The 18,700-nt window shown below is 65.1% G+C and carries 18 protein-coding genes and 1 tRNA gene; 10 read left to right on the forward strand and 9 right to left on the reverse strand.

Going from position 1 to position 18,700, the window contains the following annotated elements:
* Positions 1-52 precede the first annotated feature (52 nt).
* Positions 53-1,279: an NAD(P)/FAD-dependent oxidoreductase gene (locus tag GRI42_RS10840; protein ID WP_160608505.1), complete on the forward strand. Its 1,227-nt coding sequence runs from the start codon at positions 53-55 to the stop codon at positions 1,277-1,279.
* Here GRI42_RS10840 and queG read toward each other — a convergent pair.
* Positions 1,263-2,297 carry a tRNA epoxyqueuosine(34) reductase QueG gene (queG, locus tag GRI42_RS10845; protein WP_160609186.1) on the reverse strand — a complete coding sequence of 345 codons (1,035 nt, stop codon included), beginning with the start codon at positions 2,295-2,297 and terminating at the stop codon, positions 1,263-1,265. The two genes, GRI42_RS10840 and queG, sit on opposite strands and share 17 nt — an antisense overlap.
* 71 nt (positions 2,298-2,368) lie before the next feature.
* Between queG and GRI42_RS10850 the strand changes: the two genes are divergently transcribed.
* From GRI42_RS10850 to msrB, 4 genes are all read left to right on the forward strand, one after another.
* The gene (locus tag GRI42_RS10850; RefSeq protein WP_160608506.1) at positions 2,369-3,367 is read left to right on the forward strand and encodes an ABC transporter ATP-binding protein; all 999 of its coding nucleotides are present in this window, start codon (positions 2,369-2,371) and stop codon (positions 3,365-3,367) included.
* Positions 3,367-4,584, forward strand: coding sequence for an ABC transporter permease (locus GRI42_RS10855; protein ID WP_160608507.1), 1,218 nt, complete (start codon positions 3,367-3,369; stop codon positions 4,582-4,584). The genes GRI42_RS10850 and GRI42_RS10855 overlap by 1 nt, the downstream gene beginning before the upstream one ends.
* A 143-nt stretch (positions 4,585-4,727) precedes the next feature.
* The gene (locus GRI42_RS10860) at positions 4,728-6,065 is read left to right on the forward strand and encodes a cytochrome P450 (RefSeq protein WP_160608508.1); all 1,338 of its coding nucleotides are present in this window, start codon (positions 4,728-4,730) and stop codon (positions 6,063-6,065) included.
* Positions 6,066-6,118: 53 nt separating this feature from the next.
* On the forward strand, positions 6,119-6,625 hold the full coding sequence (gene msrB, locus GRI42_RS10865; protein WP_160608509.1) for a peptide-methionine (R)-S-oxide reductase MsrB: 507 nt from the start codon (positions 6,119-6,121) through the stop codon (positions 6,623-6,625).
* Here msrB and GRI42_RS10870 read toward each other — a convergent pair.
* The 8 genes from GRI42_RS10870 to GRI42_RS10905 form a co-directional block, all read right to left on the reverse strand.
* Entirely contained in the window at positions 6,612-8,402 is a 1,791-nt protein-coding gene (locus GRI42_RS10870; protein ID WP_160608510.1) for a hypothetical protein, read from the reverse strand. The genes msrB and GRI42_RS10870 overlap by 14 nt on opposite strands.
* Positions 8,399-8,815 (reverse strand): GtrA family protein, encoded by a 417-nt coding sequence (locus tag GRI42_RS10875; RefSeq protein WP_234033937.1) that lies wholly within the window; start codon positions 8,813-8,815, stop codon positions 8,399-8,401. Before GRI42_RS10875 ends, GRI42_RS10870 begins: the two co-directional genes overlap by 4 nt.
* A 114-nt stretch (positions 8,816-8,929) precedes the next feature.
* The gene (locus GRI42_RS10880; RefSeq protein WP_160608511.1) at positions 8,930-9,337 is read right to left on the reverse strand and encodes a GtrA family protein; all 408 of its coding nucleotides are present in this window, start codon (positions 9,335-9,337) and stop codon (positions 8,930-8,932) included.
* Between the two features lie 7 nt (positions 9,338-9,344).
* A complete protein-coding gene (locus GRI42_RS10885; RefSeq protein WP_160608512.1) occupies positions 9,345-10,904 on the reverse strand; it encodes an NAD(P)/FAD-dependent oxidoreductase in 1,560 nt (519 codons plus the stop codon).
* Between the two features lie 90 nt (positions 10,905-10,994).
* Positions 10,995-11,624 (reverse strand): PilZ domain-containing protein, encoded by a 630-nt coding sequence (locus GRI42_RS10890; protein ID WP_160608513.1) that lies wholly within the window; start codon positions 11,622-11,624, stop codon positions 10,995-10,997.
* A 159-nt stretch (positions 11,625-11,783) separates the two neighbouring features.
* A tRNA-Leu gene (locus GRI42_RS10895) sits at positions 11,784-11,868 on the reverse strand.
* Positions 11,869-11,930: 62 nt separating this feature from the next.
* Complete coding sequence (locus GRI42_RS10900; RefSeq protein ID WP_160608514.1) at positions 11,931-12,212, reverse strand: integration host factor subunit beta; 282 nt, start codon at positions 12,210-12,212, stop codon at positions 11,931-11,933.
* A 160-nt stretch (positions 12,213-12,372) separates the two neighbouring features.
* Positions 12,373-12,714 carry a GntR family transcriptional regulator gene (locus tag GRI42_RS10905; protein ID WP_160608515.1) on the reverse strand — a complete coding sequence of 114 codons (342 nt, stop codon included), beginning with the start codon at positions 12,712-12,714 and terminating at the stop codon, positions 12,373-12,375.
* Between the two features lie 210 nt (positions 12,715-12,924).
* On the opposite strand from GRI42_RS10905, the gene GRI42_RS10910 reads away from it, so the two are divergent.
* The 5 genes from GRI42_RS10910 to GRI42_RS10930 all read left to right on the forward strand — a co-directional run bounded on the left by GRI42_RS10910 (position 12,925) and on the right by GRI42_RS10930 (position 18,687).
* The gene (locus tag GRI42_RS10910; RefSeq protein ID WP_160608516.1) at positions 12,925-14,703 is read left to right on the forward strand and encodes a peptide MFS transporter; all 1,779 of its coding nucleotides are present in this window, start codon (positions 12,925-12,927) and stop codon (positions 14,701-14,703) included.
* A gap of 80 nt (positions 14,704-14,783) precedes the next feature.
* Positions 14,784-16,154 (forward strand): amidohydrolase, encoded by a 1,371-nt coding sequence (locus GRI42_RS10915; protein WP_160608517.1) that lies wholly within the window; start codon positions 14,784-14,786, stop codon positions 16,152-16,154.
* Positions 16,151-17,443: an amidohydrolase family protein gene (locus GRI42_RS10920; RefSeq protein ID WP_160608518.1), complete on the forward strand. Its 1,293-nt coding sequence runs from the start codon at positions 16,151-16,153 to the stop codon at positions 17,441-17,443. The genes GRI42_RS10915 and GRI42_RS10920 overlap by 4 nt, the downstream gene beginning before the upstream one ends.
* Complete coding sequence (locus tag GRI42_RS10925) at positions 17,440-17,949, forward strand: FKBP-type peptidyl-prolyl cis-trans isomerase (protein WP_325065327.1); 510 nt, start codon at positions 17,440-17,442, stop codon at positions 17,947-17,949. The genes GRI42_RS10920 and GRI42_RS10925 overlap by 4 nt, the downstream gene beginning before the upstream one ends.
* Positions 17,950-18,006: 57 nt before the next feature.
* Complete coding sequence (locus GRI42_RS10930) at positions 18,007-18,687, forward strand: NnrU family protein (RefSeq protein ID WP_160608519.1); 681 nt, start codon at positions 18,007-18,009, stop codon at positions 18,685-18,687.
* Positions 18,688-18,700: the final 13 nt, after the last annotated feature.

Raw genomic sequence — 18,700 nt, forward strand, 5'->3', positions numbered from 1 at the left:
CGGACGCGGGAAAGCTTGACCGGGCTGGCGTTTGCGGCCAGCCCTGCGCGTCATGGAGCATTTCGACGTCGTCATCGTGGGATCGGGTCACGGCGGAGCGCAGGCGGCAATCGCCTTGCGCCAGGCTGGGCACGAGGACAGCATCCTCATCGCCAGCCGCGACCGCAACCCGCCCTATGAGCGCCCGCCGCTGTCGAAGGATTATCTCGCCGGCGAGAAGCCCTTCGAGAAGATCCTCATCCGGCCGGAGAAGTTCTGGGCCGAGCGCAATGTCACGTTCCGGCTCGGTGCCAACGCCAACGAGGTCGATCCGCTGGCGCACACGCTGGCACTGTCGGACGATACCAAGGTCACCTATCGCAAGCTGATCTGGGCGGCCGGCGGCGATGCGCGGCGCCTGTCATGCCCGGGCGCCGACCTCGGCGGCATGCACACGATCCGCAACCGGCGCGACACCGATGCGCTCAAGAGCGAGATCGAGGCCGGCGCAAAACGCGCCGTCATCGTGGGCGCGGGCTATATCGGGCTCGAAGCGGCCGCCGTGCTGCGCAAGATGGATTGCGCCGTGACAGTGGTCGAAATGCAGGACCGGGTGCTCGCCCGTGTCGCAGGCCCGGAACTCTCTGCTTTCTATGCCGAAGAGCACCGCAGCCACGGCGTCGACCTGCGGCTAGAAACCGGGGTCGAGCGGATCGAGGGCGAGAACGGCCGCGTAACCGGCGTGACGCTGTCCACCGGCGAAACCATCCCTTGCGAGATCGTGATCGTCGGCATCGGGATCGTGCCTTCCGTCGGTCCCCTGATTGCAGCGGGCGCTGCCGGCAGCAACGGGGTCGACGTCGACAGCTTCTGCCGCACCTCGCTCGACGATGTCTATGCGATCGGCGACTGCGCTGCCCACGCCAACCCATACGCTGGCAATGCGGTCATCCGGCTGGAATCGGTCCAGAATGCCAACGACATGGCGAGCGTCGCAGCCAAATCGATCATGGGCGACAAGCAGGATTATGACGCCGTGCCGTGGTTCTGGTCGAACCAGTACGACCTGCGCCTGCAGACCGTCGGCCTTTCGCTGGGCCACGATGCCTGCGTGTTGCGCGGCGATCCGGCGGAACGCAAGTTCTCGGTAATCTACCTCAAGGAAGGCTGCGTCATCGCGCTCGACTGCGTGAACAACACGCGCGATTATGCGCAGGGCCGCAAGCTGGTCGAGACGCGGGCCGAGATCGACCCTGCACTGCTCGCCGACACCACCGTGGCGCTCAAGGAAATGATCTGAGCCGTGCCGCCGCCCAGTCGGCGGCGTCGGCGACCACCGGATCGGGATCGGCGCGCAAGCGCTCGACCTGAGGCAGCAGGCCGGCGTTCCCGCTGTTCCCGGCCGCGTAAAGGCAGTTGCGCACGAAACGGTCGCGCCCGATCCGCTTGATCGGCGAGCCGGAGAAGAACTGGCGGAACCCCGCATCGTCGAATTCCAGGAACTGCACGAGATCGGGCGCAACCAGCTCGTCGCGCGGTGCCAGTTTCAAATGGCGGTGGGCCGTATCGGCGAACTTGTTCCACGGGCACACCGCAAGGCAATCGTCGCAGCCGTAAATCCGGTTGCCGAGCGCGGCACGAAACTCCTTGTCCACCGGCCCCTTGTGCTCGATCGTGAGGTAGGAAATGCACCGCCTTGCATCGAGCCGGTAGGGCGCGGGGAAAGCATCGGTCGGGCAGGCGTCCTGGCAGGCGCGGCACGAACCGCAGCTGTCCCTACCGGGCGGATCGGGTTGGAACTCGAGAGTTGAATAGATTGCGCCGAGAAACAGCCAGCTGCCATGCTCGCGGCTGACCATGTTGGTATGCTTGCCCTGCCAGCCGAGCCCCGCAGCCTCGCCCAGCGGCTTTTCCATCACCGGGGCGGTATCGACGAACACCTTGAGCTGGCTGTCGGGCGCGCGCGCGATGAGCCAGCGGGCGAGCGCCTTCAGCGCCTTCTTCACCACATCGTGATAGTCGCGGCCCTGGGCATAAACGGAAATCCGCACCTTCTCGGGATCGCCTTCCAGCGCGAGCGGATCGACGTCCGGCGCATAGCTCATACCGAGGGCAATGACGCTCCGCGCGTCCGGCCAAAGTCCTTGCGGAGAGGCGCGTTCGGCCTTGCGCGTTTCCATCCACTCCATCGATCCGTGGCGGCCTTCGCCAAGCCATTGGTCGAGCCGCTCGGCGCGCACGGGATCGGTGGCGGCCGCCGTGAAGCCGCAGGCCGCAAAGCCCAGCGCGCTGGCCTCGGCCCTCAATTCCTCCTGCATGGCCTCCAGAGATGCGGTCTTAACCAAACTTGCTGTTGCTCCCGTTCACTTCGCGCGGTTAACTCGCGGTCATGCTTACCGAGCCCGACGCCGTCCCGCGAGCCCACGACACCAGCTCGCCCCCACTTGCAATCGAGGCGCGCGGTCTCGTCAAGCGGTTCGACCGGACGCTGGCGGTGGACGGGGTCGACATATCCGTCCCCGAGGGCGCGATCTACGGCATTCTGGGGCCGAACGGGGCGGGCAAGACGACCACGCTGCGGATGCTGCTCGGCATCATCGATCCCGACGAAGGCGTGCGGCGCGTCTTCGGGCACGAGCGCCCGCACGAAATCGCCCGCTGGATCGGCTACCTTCCCGAAGAGCGCGGCCTCTACCCGTCGATGAAGTGCGACGAGGCGATCGGCTTCATGGGCGCCCTGCGCGGCCTGCCCGTGGAAGAGGGCCGCCGCCGCGGGCGCGAACTGCTCGAAGGGCACGGGCTCGGCCATGCGGTCGACAAGCAGATCCGCCAGCTTTCGAAAGGCATGGCTCAGACCGTCCAGCTCCTCGGCACGCTGGTCCACAAGCCGAGGCTGGTGGTGCTCGACGAACCTTTCAGCGGTCTCGATGCCATCAACCAGGGCAAGCTCGAAGGGCTGATCCGCGAGATGGCGGAGGCAGGGACCACGGTTATCTTCTCGACCCACGTCATCCACCATGCAGAACGCCTGTGCGACGACGTGGCGATCATCGCCGGGGGCAAGGTGCCCTATGCCGGCTCGGTCGACGTCGCGCGCGATCGCATTCCCGCTCAGGTCAGGCTCGAGACAGCGAATGGCGAGGGCGAATGGCGCGGCGCGCTGCCCGACAACGCCCGTCACGACAAGAAGGCCCACGGGGGGCATTTCTGGTACTTCCCGGTCCCCGACAGCGGCATCGAAGTGCTGCTCAAGCGGCTGATCGATGGCGGTGCGGGCATATTGTCGCTTTCGATCGAGCGGGCCGGCCTGCACGACGCTTTCGTCGAAATCGCCGGCGAGGCCGCAGCGCGCGCACTCGACGAGGATGCAGCAGGGGAGATCGCATAATGGCCGATGCAAGCCGTCTTCCGCTGTGGCGCGCAGCCATGGTCATCGCCCGCCGCGATTTCCGCGCGATCCTGTTTTCCAAGGCCTTCCTGTTCTTCCTGCTCGGCCCGATCTTCTTCGGGGCGATCAGCGTGATGGCTGGCGCGCTCGGTGCAAAGGCGGCGGAAAGCGCCGACCCTCCGCGCCTCGCGGTAGTCCTGATCGAGGAGGAAGGCGCCGCCTTCGCCGCCGCTCATGCTCGGCTGGAGGATGCGGTCTCGCTGCCGGAAATCGCAGTGGTCGGGGCGGACGAACTTCGCGAGGCCGACCGCCTGCTTTCTGACACATCGCGCAATTTCGGCGCGGTGCTGACCGGCACGCTCGAAGCGCCCGAACTGTCGGGCACGCAGGAACGGATCGACCGCTGGCGCGGGCAGGTAGCCTTGCTCGCCGCCGAAGCCCGGGGCGGCCAGACCGCGGAATTGCCGCAGGTTGCACTGAAGCCCACGGCCACCAGCGTCGCCACCATTCGCAGCGCCCAAACGGCCACTGCGACCGGAGCCATCACGCTGCTGTTCCTCCTTACGATGCTGCTCGCTGGCATGGTGCTGTCGAACCTGGTCGAGGAGAAAGCCAACAAGATTATCGAAATCCTCGCCGCCGCCATCCCGATGGATGCCGTGTTCTACGGCAAGCTGTTCGCCATGCTCGGCGTCAGCTTCGTGGGCATCGCGGTGTGGGGCGGTCTCGCCGGCACGATCCTGTGGCTCGGCAGTTCGGCGCTCGGACCTGTTCCGACGCCTGCGGTGGGATGGCCGCTGTTCGTGGTCCTTTTCGTGACCTATTTCGCCACCGCTTACCTGCTGATTGGCTCGGTCTTCCTCACCATCGGTTCGATGGCGCCGACCGTGCGCGATGTGCAGACGCTCTCGATGCCGGCAACCATCCTCCAGCTCGCGGTCTTCTTCCTCGCGACCTACGCGCTGAGCGATGCAGGCTCGCCGGTCGAGCTCTTCGCCGTAATCTTCCCCGTGTCCTCGCCCTACGCGATGGTGGCGCGCGCGGCGCAGTCACCCGTACTTTGGACGCATCTTGCCGCAATCGCGTGGCAACTGCTGTGGGTCGGCATTTTCGTGAAGGTCGGCTCGGGCCTGTTCCGTAAGCTGGTCATGAAATCGGGAGCCGGCGGAAAGACGAAAAAGGCATGGTTCGGCATCGGGCGAGCGGCCAGGGGCTGACTTCGTCGCATCGGTGCAATCCCACGGCAACGGCGACCATTAGGTTCCTTTTTGCAACTCGCTATTGACACGAGTGTCAGTTGAGGCAGGATTGCCGGCGAGAGGACAGGCGTCACGAGAGTCGCCGCCGCAAGGAGAGAGACATGGCAACCGCTGCAGTAGCCCGCCCCGAAGTGCGCTCGAGCCCCACAGCCTACGAGGCGCTGAAAAAGCATTTCGAGGAACATCCCGAGGAACGCTTCGAGCATCCGCACAAGTGGGACGTGAGCCGCAGCGATATCTACGCCGAGAACACCTGGCATCCGATCTTCCGCGAAATGCGCGCGGCAGGCCCGCTCCATTACATTCCCGAAAGCCCCTTCGGCCCCTATTGGGCCGTGGTCAGCCACAAGGCAATCCAGCATATCGAGGCGCTGCCCGATGTCTTCTCGTCCAGCTGGGAGCATGGCGGGATCACGATCCTCAACCGGTTGACCGAGGAAGAGCTCGCCGAAGCCGGTGAAGACAGCCGCGAACTGCCGATGTTCATCGCCATGGACCGTCCGCAGCACACCGGCCAGCGCCGCACGGTCGCGCCGAAGTTCACTCCGAGCGGCATGGCCGAGATGGAAGGCGAGATCCGCCAGCGCACCGGTGAACTGCTCGATTCGCTCCCGCGCGGGGAAGTGTTCGACTGGGTCGACAAGGTCTCTATCGAGCTGACCACCGGCATGCTGGCCATCCTGTTCGGTTTCCCGTGGGAAGACCGCCGCCTGCTGACCTTCTGGTCCGACTGGTCGGGCGACACCGAGCTTGCCTCGGTCCGCGCGCTCGACAAGGTGCGCTGGGAAATCCTCAAGGAGATGGGCGCCTATTTCCAGACGCTGTGGGTGGAACGCACCCACGACAAGGAACCGGGCGACGATCTCATCTCGATGATGATCCACTCCGAGGCGATGAACCAGATGCGCCCCGAGGAATTCATGGGCAACCTCGTGCTGCTCATAGTGGGCGGCAACGACACCACGCGCAATTCCATGAGCGGGATCATCTACCAGCTCGACAAGAACCCCGACCAGCGCAAGCTGTTCGAACAGCAACCGGAACTCATTCCCAATGCGGTGCAGGAAATCCTGCGCATGCAGACCCCGCTCGCCCATATGCGCCGGACCTGCACCGAAGATACCGAGGTCTTCGGCCAGACCATCAAGAAGGGCGACAAGGTCGTGCTGTGGTACCTGTCGGCAAACCGCGACGAGGAAGTGTTCGACAACCCGGACAAGCTCGACATCACGCGCGAGAATGCCCGCCGTCACATCGCCTTCGGTTACGGCATCCACCGCTGCGTCGGCGCCCGCCTCGCCGAGCTGCAGCTGCGCGTGCTGCTGGAAGAGCTGCACAAGCGCCGGATGCGTGTACACTTGGCAGGCGATATCGAACGCGTCCGCGCTAACTTCGTCCACGGCTTCCGCAAGCTCGAGGTCGAGATCACAGAGTTCTGATGGGCTTGCCGGCGGGTGAAACCTTTCGCCCGCCGGACACGTATCTAATGGGTATGAACGCCCAAGACGAATTCCCGCTATCGCGCCGCAGCCTGATAGCCGGGCTCGCCCTTGGCGCGTCGCTGCCGATCCTTGCCGCCTGCGGTGCCTCGCCCGCGCAGGCCAAGAACTTCCCGGTTTCGCTGACCGAGGCGCAGTGGCGCGGCAAGCTGTCCAAGGGCGAGTTCTACGTGCTCCGCCAAGCAGGCACCGAACGTCCCTATTCCTCGCCGCTCAATGACGAGAAGCGCAGCGGGACCTTCGTGTGCGCAGGGTGCGGCAATGCGCTCTACAGTTCGAAGACCAAATTCGAGTCCGGCACCGGCTGGCCGAGTTTCTACGCCGCGATCGACCGCGGTGCAGTGGGGACCAGCACCGACTACAAACTCGGATATCCGCGCACGGAAGTGCACTGTGCCGATTGCGGAGGCCACCTGGGGCATATCTTCAACGACGGCCCCCGCCCCACCGGCAAGCGCCATTGCATCAACGGGATTGCAATGGATTTCAGTCCGGCCTGACGCGCCAGACGCGGATCGCACCCGCATCCTCCGAGGGAATTTTTTCCAACCAGCCTGGCGCATCGTCCGCAAGCAACCTTGCCATCAGGCTTTGCGAACCCCCGTAGTCTGCGAGATTGCGCGCCTCGGCGACCTCGGGGCAGATGGCGAGGTAGTCTGCGCCGCGGCGCTCAACGATTGCGCGCGCTTCGTCCGGCGAAGCGGTGAAAGCCTGCAGCACATCGCGCATCGCGGCATCGGCCCGGTGATGCCCTGTCGCGACGACCTTGTGCGGTGTGTTGAGCAGGAAGAACGGGCCGATATCGAACTGGGCGAAAACCACGCCCGGCTCCAGCCTGGCGAGATCGGTTTGCCGGACCGAAAGGCCGCAAGCCGATGAACGGATCGGGGCCGTCGCCACCTGCTCGCGCGTCGGTGCACTATCGCGCAACAAGGGCGCAAGGATGTTCACAGGCGCCGAGGGCATGAGGACGAGGTATATTCCGACGGCCGCGCCCAGGCTCGGCAAGGGCCCGCCCGAGCGCCGAAGTCGTGCGAGCATCGAGGCGGCAAGCCAGCCGAGCGGGACGCAGCCGACCACGCCGACGTAGTAGAACGAGCGGTGGGTCATCATGGCAGCCAGCAGGGCGACCAGCAGGACGAGCGTATATTCGATCCACCATTGCCGCAGCCAGTCACGGCTCCGCAGCACGAGAGCGACCGTCGCGCCGAGGGCGAGCAGCATGTGAAGCGACTTGCCGACAATGATATGCGCATCCTGCTGCCAGATCGGCGTGCCTTCGCGCACATTGGCGTACCACAACTCGCGCACCAGCGGATCGAGCGAGCCGAAGGGCGAGGCGATGCACTGCGGTGCCGCCAGTGCCATCGCGCCCGCGGCGAGCGCGCCGACAGCTGCGAAGAGCAGCACGAACAACGGCAGGGTTACGCGCTGCATGCGCCCGAGCACGCTCGTGCCCAGCGCGGCGACTGCGAAGAAGCCGATGTGCGGCAGCGTGATCGCATCGCAATAGGCGGGGCCGGTCAGGGCGCCTGCACCCTTGGTGAGCGCGAAAATTGCGATCAGGGTTACCGCGAGCGACTGCATGTAACAGACCAGCCAGACGCGCTGGCGGTAATCCACCGCCCAGCGCAGGAAGAGCACCAGCCCGAAGGCCGCCGTCATCGGAAGGATCTCGAGCGAAATGCTCGCGCCTATTGCCATGGCAAGGCCCGCGACCGTGCCCCCGCGAATCGGTTCGCGCCACGAAATCGCCCACAGCGCGACCGCCACCGCGGCGATCTGCCAGGCATGGTGATCGATGCGCAGCGGCTGCATCTCGACCAGCAGGAGCGGCCAAAGGAGCAGCGCGAAGCAGGCCATGATCGCGGTAGTCCGGTCGAACAACCGCCAGGCCAGGCGGCCCACCACCTGCATGATGACGAGCAATATGCCGAGCGGCACGATGACGAGGGCAGCAAGTTCGGCCCTCGCCGAACCGAGCAGGGGTTCGAGTGCGAGCATGACCAGCGCCAGCGGAACATCGACCAGCCGCGACCAGTGCATCGCGACTCCCTCGGGCGGCGCGATCCGGTATTGCGTCACGTCCCACCAGGATTGCCCTGCCAGCAGGTCGCGGACCTGGAGCAGGCGGATCACGTCGTCTGCGTCGGCAAAGCGCAGCTGCTCGAGATAGGAGCGGGCCATGAAGGCCAGCACGATGCTCGCTGCCAGCCACAGCACGAATACCGCCACACTCGGGCGGCGATCGTGGCGAAGGCGGCGGTCGCTGGTCACGGCGCCGTCTGCGGTCCGAAGACCACGACCTTGCGCAGCAAATAGGTCGCAACGAAGCTCGTGCCGACCGCGACGATCTTGGCGAGGCGGGGATCGATGCCGGCGTGCTCGCCGACCGCGACGATCAGCGTCGTGAGCGCAAGGCCGACAAGGGCAGAACCGATGAAGAGCAGTTTCTGGCGGCCGCGCCCGGCGCCTTTCGCCAGCACACCGTCATGGAAGACCGTTCGGCTCGACAGCAGCCAGTGCACGATAATACCCGCGCAATAGCCCAGCGCAGCGGCCGGGGTGGCAGCCAGCCCGGCGGCCAGCAGGAGCAGGAACGAGCCCATGTCGACCGCAAGCGCCCCCACGCTCGCCAGCAGGTAGCGAACAAGGCGCACGTCGCGCAGGCGGATAAAAGATCGGATCAAGTGCCCCCCGTGGATCGCTCGCGGACAAGACCGCGCGATTGAAGGGCAAGTCTTGCGCGATTATGGTTAACAAACCGCAAAACGGGTCGCTGACTTGTGCTGCACCGCGCCCGGTTACCGCGCCCTGAAAACCCAGGTCAGGCGGATCAGGAAGACGCAGGCGAAGCTCAGGGCCATCGCCAGCAGCTTGCCGATGCGCGGATCGGCACCGCCGTGCTCGAATGCTCCGACCACGCCCGCTGTCACGGCAAGGCCTGCCAGCGCCGAAAGCGCGAACAGCGCCTGCTGCCCGCCGCGCGCAAGGCCGGGTCCGGCCAGCCGGTCGGCAAAGGCGAAGCGGCTCGAGATGACCCAGTGGAGCACCATGCCGAGGCAGTAGCTGGCGACCGACGATGCCACCGCCGGTGCACCTGCCGCCAGCAGCAGTAGGAACCCCGAAAGGTCGATGACCGTCCCGGCCGCACTTGCCGCCATGTAGCGGGCAAGGCGCAGGCGCAGGAGCTTTTCGACTAGGGCACGCATCGGCAGGTCAGGCCGACTTGCGGAGCCTTTCGGGCACTTCGCGGACCGAAGCCAGCGCTGCGGCCTGGTCCTCGCTGACCGGGCGGCTGGGCAGCGAAACCTCGGCGCCTTCGTTGCCGGCCTCGTGGTATTCGGCGTCCTCGTTCACGCACCAGGTGTCGTAGAGACGTTCGCCCGCAATGATGTTCTCGACCGTAAGCATGGCGGTCATCATCGCATGGTCCTGGTTGTTGTAGCGGTGCATGCCGTTGCGCCCCACTAGGTGGAGCGTGGGGTGCTTGGCTTCCAGTTCGCGGCGCATTGCATCGACATTGGCGGCATAATCCTCGTCATAGACCGGATAGGCCTTTTCCTGGCGCACGACCGCGCCGCTCTTGACCTTGCGGCGATCGACGAGGCCGAGGATTTCCATTTCGTCGGTGGCCAGCGAGACGAGGGCGTCGTCGTCCATCGACCACAGGCCGTCGCCTTCGAAGCAGAAATATTCCAGGCCCACGCAGGCCATGTCGGGATCGGGGATCATTTCCGGCGACCAGCTGCGGAAGTTCTGCACGCGGCCGACCTTCACCTTGCTGTCGTGGATGTAGATCCAGTTGTCCGGGAACAGGTCCTCGCCTTCGACCATCAGGGCCACGGTGAGGAAGTCGCGATACTTTAGGCCGCTGGCCTGCACGGTGGTTTCTGGCAGCGGGTGGAGCCGGCGCGACAGTTCGCGCATCGGGGCCGAGCTGATCGCATGGCCAGCTTCGATGACGACGCTGCCTTCCGGGCCCTTGGCCTGGAGGCGCCAGCCGCCCTCGCCGTGGCTGGCAAGGCGTTCGAGCGCGTGCCCCATCAGCACCTGTCCGCGTCCGCTGGCCAGCACCTTGTCGCGTGCTGCATCCCACATCATGCCGGGGCCGAGGCGCGGATAGCGGAAGGTCTCGAGCAGGGTCTTGGTCGCCATGCCGTCGTTCGGCTTCTTGTTGAGGCCGAGGCTGCGCTTCAGGCCATCGGTCACCGCGCTCCATAGAGAAAGGCCCTTGATACGCTGCGCCGCCCAATCCGCGCTCATTTCGTCGCAGGGCATGCCCCACACCTTCTCGGTGTAGGTCTTGAAGAAGATCGAATAGAGTTTCTGGCCGAACTGGTTGGTGGTCCAGTCCTCGAAGCTCTTCACTTCGGAAATCGGGAACAGCTTGTAGCGCAGGTAGCTCGCCATGCAGACGGTCGAGCGCAGGATGCCGAGGTTCCACAGCGCCTCGAAGGCGCGCAGCGGGTAGCTGTAGAACTTGCCCTCGTAATAGATGCGGCTCATGCGCGGGCGCTGGATGAAATCGTCGGGCAGGATCTCGTTCCACAGGTCCACGACCTGCTGGCTCTTCGAAAAGAAGCGGTGTCCGCCGATATCGAAGCGATAGCCTTCGTGTTCCACCGTGCGGCTGATCCCGCCGACATAGGTCGGGTCTTTTTCGATCACGGCCACGGTCTTGCCCCGCTTGGTCAGCAGGTATGCGGCGGTGAGGCCTGCGGGCCCGGCACCGATAATCGCGACATCGACCTTAAGCGATGGATTGTTCTTAGTCATTCAAGCCCCCGGCAATCTGTTCGCCAGAGATGAATGAAAAGGGTTAGCGGAAGGTTAAAGCGCCGCCCCCGTCGTCTGGAAGCTTGGCCCCTACCCGCGATCGAGCATCATCGGGCACTGCACGGCCGCCGCCATGATGGCGAATTCGCGCAGCGAGAAGGTGTTCTCGAAGACGAGGCCGTAATTACAGTCGCGGCGCCAGCGCACCTTGGCGCGGGTGTCGTTGAAACCCTCGCCCTCGACTTTGAGGATCTGGTCGATCGCGAACACGGCGTCGCATTCGACGCGCGCGCCCTGCTGCGAGATGTTGAGCGTCACCGCTTCGGCCGACTGGGTCAGCGAGGACAGCTTGAGCGGAATGGCGATGTTGAGCCTCAATTGGCGCTTGGGGTAATTCCACGTCTCGTGGACCAGTCGTTCCACCACGACTGGCGTCTTGAAGCGGTAGCTGCCCTCGGTCCCGTTAGCGCGCACCTGCACGATTTCGTAGCTTTCGCCGTTCTGCAACTCGAGCGCCAGCGTGGGGTCGGTCGGCAGGGCATGGAAGGCGCGGATCGAGATGCCGGTCGACGACACGTCGCGCACGACGCAGAGGAATTCTCCCTGTCCGCAGACGAGCTTGGCCGACCGGATCAGCGAGGTGTAGCGCGGCGCCCCGCGCTGTTCGCTGTCGACATAAGTCAGGTTGTTGTCGCTGCCGATGGCGGCCGAATAGTCCATGCGTTTCAAAACTCCCAAGAACCCGGCATTCCCCGTGCCGGTAAATGTCTTGGCCTTGCGCCCCTTTGAACGGCCCTATTAGCCGCCTAGGTATTAACACCGCGATAAAGGGCATTGCCTCTCAGGCAACGCCGCGCTGCACAGACGTTCGGGAGTTGATGGTGCGGGTGGTGGGACTCGAACCCACACGTCCAGAGGACAGGGGATTTTAAGTCCCCGGCGTCTACCATTCCGCCACACCCGCGCAGCAGAAGGGCGTGCTAGAGGGATGCGGGCCGCGCCGCAATCGCCAAGCAGCGTGAGGGACTATTGCTCGTTCAGGCGCTCGCGCATGTCCTTGCCCGGCTTGAAATAGGGCACGCGCTTGGCGGGCACCTCGACCGTTTCGCCGGTGCGCGGATTGCGGCCCTGGCGCGCCTGGCGCTCGCGGGTCGAGAAGGCTCCGAAACCGCGCAGTTCGATGCGGCCGCCTTCGGCAAGGCGCTGGGCCAGTTCCTCGAAGAAGATATCGACGACTTGCTCGACCTCTTCCGGTCGCAGGTCGGGATTTTCTTCCGCAAGAGCTGCGAGCAATTCGGATCGAATCATGTTCAGGCTCCCTCGAGCGTGCGCGCGGCGGCGCTTTCCCCTGTTGTTTTATGCGACCCCTGCCACACCAGACCCCCTGCGCAGCGGAAAAACCCTGCCAGAAGGACTCGAAGATGGCAATTGTTAATACCCGCCCGAGGGTTAGGACGGCATTTCGGGGTCAGGTGCGCTCGAGCAGCTCTTCCGGCGCAATGCCCAGCCGCTTCATCCGCCCGCGGATTTCCGGCCATTCCTGCTTGAGGAAGGTTTCGCGCTCCCGCTTGCGCAGCGTTTCGGCTGCGCCACGCGCGACATACATGCCGACGCCGCGCTGCACTTCGACGAGGCCGTCCGCCTGGAATTGCTGGTAGGCCTTGGCCACCGTCAGCGGATTGGCGCCCTGTTCGGCGGCCAGCGCGCGCACCGAGGGAAGCATCTCCTCCTCGCGGTAGCGGCCGTCGATGATGGCTGCGGCGATCATGTCGCGCAGCTTGAGATAGACGGGCTTGCTCTGGTTGCTCATGGCGGGTCCCCGATTGTCGTATAGTGCATCAGTGCCATAATACAGCGCGGCGCGCAAGGTTCCCGAAACGCGGTTTCATTCATGCAGGCGCAAGCTGGTCGCGTTTGTAACTAAGGCTTCACATAGCCGAAGATGCCGCTAGGGTGCGCGCATCTTCGGGGAGGAGGCCTGTCTGGCCTCCGCGTATACTTACGAGAGGGTTTGCCACACATGGCCACAACGCAACCGGTTCACGGGGATTCGGCAGGGACTATCCTTGGCCACCCCAAGGGACTTTTCGTCCTGTTCTTCGCCGAAATGTGGGAGCGTTTCTCCTACTACGGCATGCGCGCGCTGCTCATTTTCTACCTGACCAAGCACTGGCTGTTTTCCGACAGCGACGCGGGCGTCATCTACGGTGCCTATACCGCGCTGGTCTACATCACACCGGTCTTGGGTGGCTACCTCGCCGACAAGTGGCTCGGCCAGCGCAAGGCGGTGCTTTACGGTGCCATCCTGCTGACCTTCGGGCATTTCCTGATGGGCTTCGAGGGGACGGGCGGCCAGGATCCGGCAAGCCTCAATATCTTCTGGCTCGCCCTTGCCTTCATCATCGTCGGCTCGGGCTTCCTCAAGGCCAATATCTCGGTGATCGTGGGGCAGCTCTACGCCCGCACCGACGTACGCCGCGACGGTGCCTACACCATCTTCTACATGGGCATTAACCTCGGTGCCGCACTGGGTTCGCTGCTGTGCGGCTATCTCGGCGAGACCTATGGCTGGGCCTATGGCTTCGGCGCCGCAGGCATCGGCATGCTGCTCGGCCTGATCGTGTTCGTCGTGTTCAAGCCGCTTCTCCTGGGACGCGGCGAGCCGAGCGATCCGGCCAAGCTGGCCGCACCGGTCATGGGGATCAAGCTCGAATGGCTGCTCTATGCCATCGGCCTGGTGGCGGTCGTCACCTGCTGGTGGCTGGTGCAGAACCAGTCGGTGGTCGGCACGCTTCTTGGCGTGGGCGGCACGATCCTCATCCTCTATGTGCTCGGCGAGGCGACCTTCCGTTTCGTCCACGGGTCCTATGCGGCAGCACCTACCGTGCCGGTCGCCGTGTTCGCGCTCGGCGGTGTGCTCTCCATCATCGCCTTTGTGGGCATGTTTCTGGGCTCGATCGACGAAACCAACGCGCGCAACCTTGCGCTCGGCGGGTTCGGCCTGTCGCTGCTGGTGGTGATCTGGCAATCCTTCCTCAACCGGAACGAAGACCGCGACCGCATCTTTGCAGCGATGTTCCTTATCCTCGGATCGATCCTGTTCTGGGCGCTCTTCGAGCAGGCCGGCTCCTCGCTGAACCTGTTTACGGACCGCTATGTCGATCGCGAGTTCCTTGGCATCAATTGGCCGGCCTCGACCTTCCAGTCGATCAACGCGATCTACATTGTCCTTCTGGCTCCGGTCTTTGCATGGCTGTGGACTTCGCTCGGCCGCCGGGGGCTAGAGCCCTCGACTCCGGCCAAGTTCGGCTTTGCGCTTATGCAGCTGGGCGCCGGCTTCCTCGTGCTTGTCGCGGGATCGGCAATGGGCGGCAACATGACGCCAGTCATCTTCATCTTCCTGATCTACCTGCTGCACACGACTGGCGAGCTTTGCCTGTCGCCGGTCGGCCTGTCGGCGATGAACCGCCTGGCTCCGGCGCACATGGCGTCGCTGATCATGGGTACCTGGTTCTTCGCTTCGGCCACCGGCAACTTCGTCGCCGGCCTGATCGCCGCCGCTACCGGTTCGGAAGCGGCGTCGGGTGAAGGCGCTGCGAAGCAGGTGGTGCTCGACGTGTACAGCCAGATTGGCTGGGTCGCGGTAGGGGTCGGCGTTGCGGTCCTCGTCATCAGCCCGCTCATAAAGAAGCTGATGCACCTCGACACGCTCAAGGACGACGGCCTCGAAGGCCAGGCCGAATTCCCGGCCGAACCGCAGGCCGCGGGCGTCCACCCCGAGACCAAGTCGCAGGGCTAAGCCAACGATAATCGAAAGGGCGCGGAGCGATCCGCGCCCTTTTTCTTTGCAACATCGCCGCTTCGCGGCATGAGGGGCACATGAGGAAATCGATCAAGACCATCGCCGCAGGCACGCTGGCCATCGCGCTCGCCGCCTGTTCGACCACCGGGCAAACCGACACCAAGAGCGCCAGCAGCGCCCCGGCAAAGTCGGAAACGCCCTTCCCTTCGACCTACACGCCCTATCCGGGCACGCCGACCGCGCTCGTCAACGCGACGATCTTCGACGGCAAGGGCGGCAGGATCGACAATGGCACGGTCTTCTTCAGCGGCGGCAAGATCGTCTCGATCGGCGGCCCCCACACGCCCGTCCCTGCCGACATCGCGGTGTTCGACGGGACCGGCAAGTTCGTGACGCCGGGCATCATCGATATCCACTCGCACCTCGGCGACTATCCCACTCCTTCGGTCCAGGCACATTCGGACGGTAACGAGGCGACCAGCCCGACCACGCCCGAAGTCTGGGCGGAACATTCGGTCTGGCCGCAGGACCCGGGCTTTACCCGCGCGCTCGCCAATGGCGGCGTGACCTCGCTGCAGATCCTGCCCGGCTCGGCCAATCTGATGGGCGGACGTTCCGCCACGCTCAAGAACGTGCCCGCCCGCACGGTCCAGGGGATGAAGTTCCCCGATGCGCCCTACGGCTTCAAGATGGCCTGCGGCGAGAATCCGAAGCGCGTCTATGGCGGTCGCGGCCGGATGCCCTCGACCCGCATGGGCAATTTCGCGGTCAACCGGCAAACCTGGCTAGATGCCAAGGCCTATGACGGGAAGAAGCGCGACCTCGCCAAGGAGACGCTGAAGGGCGTGCTGGACGGCGAAATCCTCGTCCACAACCACTGCTACCGCGCCGACGAGATGGCCCTCGTCCTCGATATGGCAAAGGAGATGGGCTACAAGGTCAGCGCCTTCCACCACGCGGTCGAAGCCTACAAGATCGGCGACCTGCTGCGCGAAAACGACGTGTGCAGCGCGATCTGGGCCGACTGGTACGGTTTCAAGATGGAAAGCTACGACGGCATTCTCGAAAACGCCGCCTTCCTCCATCGCGAGGATGCCTGCGTCGTGATCCACTCCGACGATGCCAACGGCATCCAGCGCCTCAACCAGGAAGCGGCCAAGGCGCAGGCCGCAGGCAAGCGCGTGGGCATCGACATCTCCGATGCGCAGGTCATTCGCTGGATCACGCTGAACCCCGCCAAGGCGATGGGGATCGACGGCATGACCGGCAGTCTCGAGGCCGGAAAGATGGCCGACGTCGTGCTGTGGAACGGCGATCCGCTGTCGGTCTATTCGCGGCCCGAAAAGGTCTGGATCGACGGGGCGCTGATGTTCGACGCCATGGATCGCAAGCGCCGACCGGTGAGCGATTTCGAGCTCGGCCAGCCCGGTGAAGGAGACGTGAAATGAAGCGCGCCCTGACCCTCGCGGCGAGCGTGCTTGCCCTTGCCGCCGCCCCTGCCGCAGCGCAGGATTTCGTCATCACCAACGCCACTCTCGCCACCGGCGACGGGAGCGAGCCGATCGAACGCGGCGTGGTCGTCGTCGTCGATGGCAAGGTCGCCTATGCGGGCCCGCAGGCAGGCGCCGGCGCTTTCGAAACCGACACGGTTTACGACGTGGCTGGGGCCTGGGTGACGCCCGGGCTCGTCGCCACCGTCACCACGCTCGGCCTCGCCGATGTGTCGGGCGTGAGCGAATCGAACGACGTGCGCCCGGGCAGTTCACCCTTCAATGCGGCTCTCGATGTCGCACCGGCTATCAACCCCTCCTCGCAGCACATCCTCGTGCACCGGGCCGCGGGCATCACGCGGGCGGCCACCGTCACCTCGCCGGCAGGTTCGATCTTCGGAGGACAGGGCGCGATCATCGACCTCGGCGCCGACGGCCAGCCCGTGACGCGGGCCAAGGCTTTCCAGGTCGTCGCCTTCGGTGAAGGCGGTGCGCGGCTTGCAGGGGGGAGCCGCGTTGCGACCTATGTCGCTTTCGCCAATGCCCTGCGCGAAGCACAGGATTTCGCCCGCGGCCGGTGGGACGCGGAAAGCGCCATGCTGACCCGCGCCGATGCCGAGGCACTGGGACCGGTAGCGGCCGGCGAGCAGGCGCTTTACGTTTCCGTCGAACGCGCCTCGGACATCCGCAGCGTGCTGGGCCTCAAGCGCGATTTCCCTCGCCTCGACCTCGTCCTCGTAGGCGCCAGCGAAGGCTGGCTCGTCGCCCGCGAGATCGCGGCGGCCGGCGTACCCGTGATTGCAGACGGCCTCGACGATTTGCCCAACAGCTTCGAGGAACTGGCAAGCACCCAGTCCAATGTCGGGCGCCTCGCCAAGGCCGGGGTCAAGGTGGCCATCAACGCCGCCACGATGGAAAACCCGCGCAACCTCAACCAGTACGCCGGCAACCTCGTCGCGCTGGCCCGCATCCCGGGCGCGGACGGCCTCAGCTGGGGGCAGGCCTTCGCCGCGATCAGCTCGGTTCCGGCCTCGATCAGCGGGCTCGGGGGCAAGGCAGGCGTGCTGGCTCCGGGGTCGATGGGCGACGTGGTGATCTGGGACGGTGATCCGCTGGAAGTCGGCTCCGTGCCTACCAAGGTCTTCATCGACGGGGTCGAGCAGCCGCTCGACAACCACCAGACGCGCCTGCGCGACCGTTATCGCGAGCTCGACGAGAGCCGCCTGCCGGAGGCGTTCGACTGGTGAGCCTGCCCAAGGAAATGCGCACCACCCTGCTTGCGCTGGGCGGCGCCTTCGTGGCCGTGGCGGGTTTCGCCGCGACCGCGCAGGATGCTCCGCCCGACAAGTCGCAGGACATCGTCTGGATGAACGCGCAGCAGGCCTATCTCGCCGCGCTCAAGCCGGAGGACGGCTGGCGCTACATGGAGGGCGGCCTCTACTGGCGGTATCTCGACTATGCCGGCGATGCGGAAAAGCCGCGTGTGATCGACCGGGTGACGGTGCACTACGCCGGCACCTTCATCGATGGCGGCACTTTCGATTCAAGCTATGATCGGGGGGAGCCCGTGACTTTCCCGCTCGGCCGCCTGATCAAGGCATGGCAGATGGCCATTCCCGAAATGGGCGTGGGCGACACGATCGAGATCGCGGCACCTGCAGACTTGGCTTACGGGGCGCAGGGCAAGGGGCCGATACCAGGCGGTGCGACGCTGGTGTTCAAGGTGAAACTGCTCGGCATCGAAAAGCAGTGATTGCCAGATAAGTTTTTATTTGCTACTTAGTTTCGTGCCGTCTCGGGGGAGAGTGCCATGGAACCGCTGACCAATCTCGTTGCCGCGTCGATCGCTTTCGTCGGCTCGCATTTCGCCTTGTCGCATCCGCTGCGCGCGCCTTTGGTCGCGAGGCTGGGCGAGAACGGCTTTCGTGGCCTCTACTCGCTCGTCTCGCTGGCGACCTTCGTCTGGATGGTGCTCGCCTATCGCGATGCAGGTCCCGGAGGCGCCGCCTTGTGGGACGGGATGGGTGATGCGACCTGGGGCATCGCCAGCATCCTGATGCTGGTTGCATCGGTTCTGCTTGCCGGATCCTTCGTGAAAAACCCCGCGCTTCCAGACCCGCGCGCAGCCGCCCACGCCGCCGCCGGAGTGCACGGCGTATTCCACGTCACGCGCCATCCCATGATGTGGAGCTTTGCGCTGTGGGCGCTGGTGCACATCATGCTCAGCCCCACCCCGCGGCAGCTGGTGCTGGCCGGCTCGCTCGGCTTCCTTGCGCTCGTCGGGGCGCATATGCAGGACCGCAAGAAGGAAGTGCTGATGGGCGATGCCTGGGCCGGATGGGAAGCGCAGACCAGCTACTGGCCGCGCCTGTCGGGTTTTGCCAAGGCCGGGAGCGTAGCGTGGGCCGGGGGCGTCGCCATCTGGCTCGCGGCGACATATGGGCACATCCACGCGATCGGCATTCCCGCAGGCGTCTGGCGCTGGTTCTAGGGCCCTCGCCCGC

This window comes from Qipengyuania gaetbuli, assembly GCF_009827315.1.
Classification (GTDB): domain Bacteria; phylum Pseudomonadota; class Alphaproteobacteria; order Sphingomonadales; family Sphingomonadaceae; genus Qipengyuania; species Qipengyuania gaetbuli.

What these genes read in the sequence shown, in the direction of transcription:
- GRI42_RS10840 (WP_160608505.1), top strand. Translation starts at nt 53, where the DNA reads ATGGAGCATTTCGACGTCGTCATCGTGGGATCGGGTCACGGCGGAGCG.
- queG (WP_160609186.1), bottom strand. Translation starts at nt 2,297, where the DNA reads ATGCAGGAGGAATTGAGGGCCGAGGCCAGCGCGCTGGGCTTTGCGGCC.
- GRI42_RS10850 (WP_160608506.1), top strand. Translation starts at nt 2,369, where the DNA reads ATGCTTACCGAGCCCGACGCCGTCCCGCGAGCCCACGACACCAGCTCG.
- GRI42_RS10855 (WP_160608507.1), top strand. Translation starts at nt 3,367, where the DNA reads ATGGCCGATGCAAGCCGTCTTCCGCTGTGGCGCGCAGCCATGGTCATC.
- GRI42_RS10860 (WP_160608508.1), top strand. Translation starts at nt 4,728, where the DNA reads ATGGCAACCGCTGCAGTAGCCCGCCCCGAAGTGCGCTCGAGCCCCACA.
- msrB (WP_160608509.1), top strand. Translation starts at nt 6,119, where the DNA reads ATGAACGCCCAAGACGAATTCCCGCTATCGCGCCGCAGCCTGATAGCC.
- GRI42_RS10880 (WP_160608511.1), bottom strand. Translation starts at nt 9,337, where the DNA reads ATGCGTGCCCTAGTCGAAAAGCTCCTGCGCCTGCGCCTTGCCCGCTAC.
- GRI42_RS10885 (WP_160608512.1), bottom strand. Translation starts at nt 10,904, where the DNA reads ATGACTAAGAACAATCCATCGCTTAAGGTCGATGTCGCGATTATCGGT.
- GRI42_RS10890 (WP_160608513.1), bottom strand. Translation starts at nt 11,624, where the DNA reads ATGGACTATTCGGCCGCCATCGGCAGCGACAACAACCTGACTTATGTC.
- GRI42_RS10900 (WP_160608514.1), bottom strand. Translation starts at nt 12,212, where the DNA reads ATGATTCGATCCGAATTGCTCGCAGCTCTTGCGGAAGAAAATCCCGAC.
- GRI42_RS10905 (WP_160608515.1), bottom strand. Translation starts at nt 12,714, where the DNA reads ATGAGCAACCAGAGCAAGCCCGTCTATCTCAAGCTGCGCGACATGATC.
- GRI42_RS10910 (WP_160608516.1), top strand. Translation starts at nt 12,925, where the DNA reads ATGGCCACAACGCAACCGGTTCACGGGGATTCGGCAGGGACTATCCTT.
- GRI42_RS10915 (WP_160608517.1), top strand. Translation starts at nt 14,784, where the DNA reads ATGAGGAAATCGATCAAGACCATCGCCGCAGGCACGCTGGCCATCGCG.
- GRI42_RS10920 (WP_160608518.1), top strand. Translation starts at nt 16,151, where the DNA reads ATGAAGCGCGCCCTGACCCTCGCGGCGAGCGTGCTTGCCCTTGCCGCC.
- GRI42_RS10930 (WP_160608519.1), top strand. Translation starts at nt 18,007, where the DNA reads ATGGAACCGCTGACCAATCTCGTTGCCGCGTCGATCGCTTTCGTCGGC.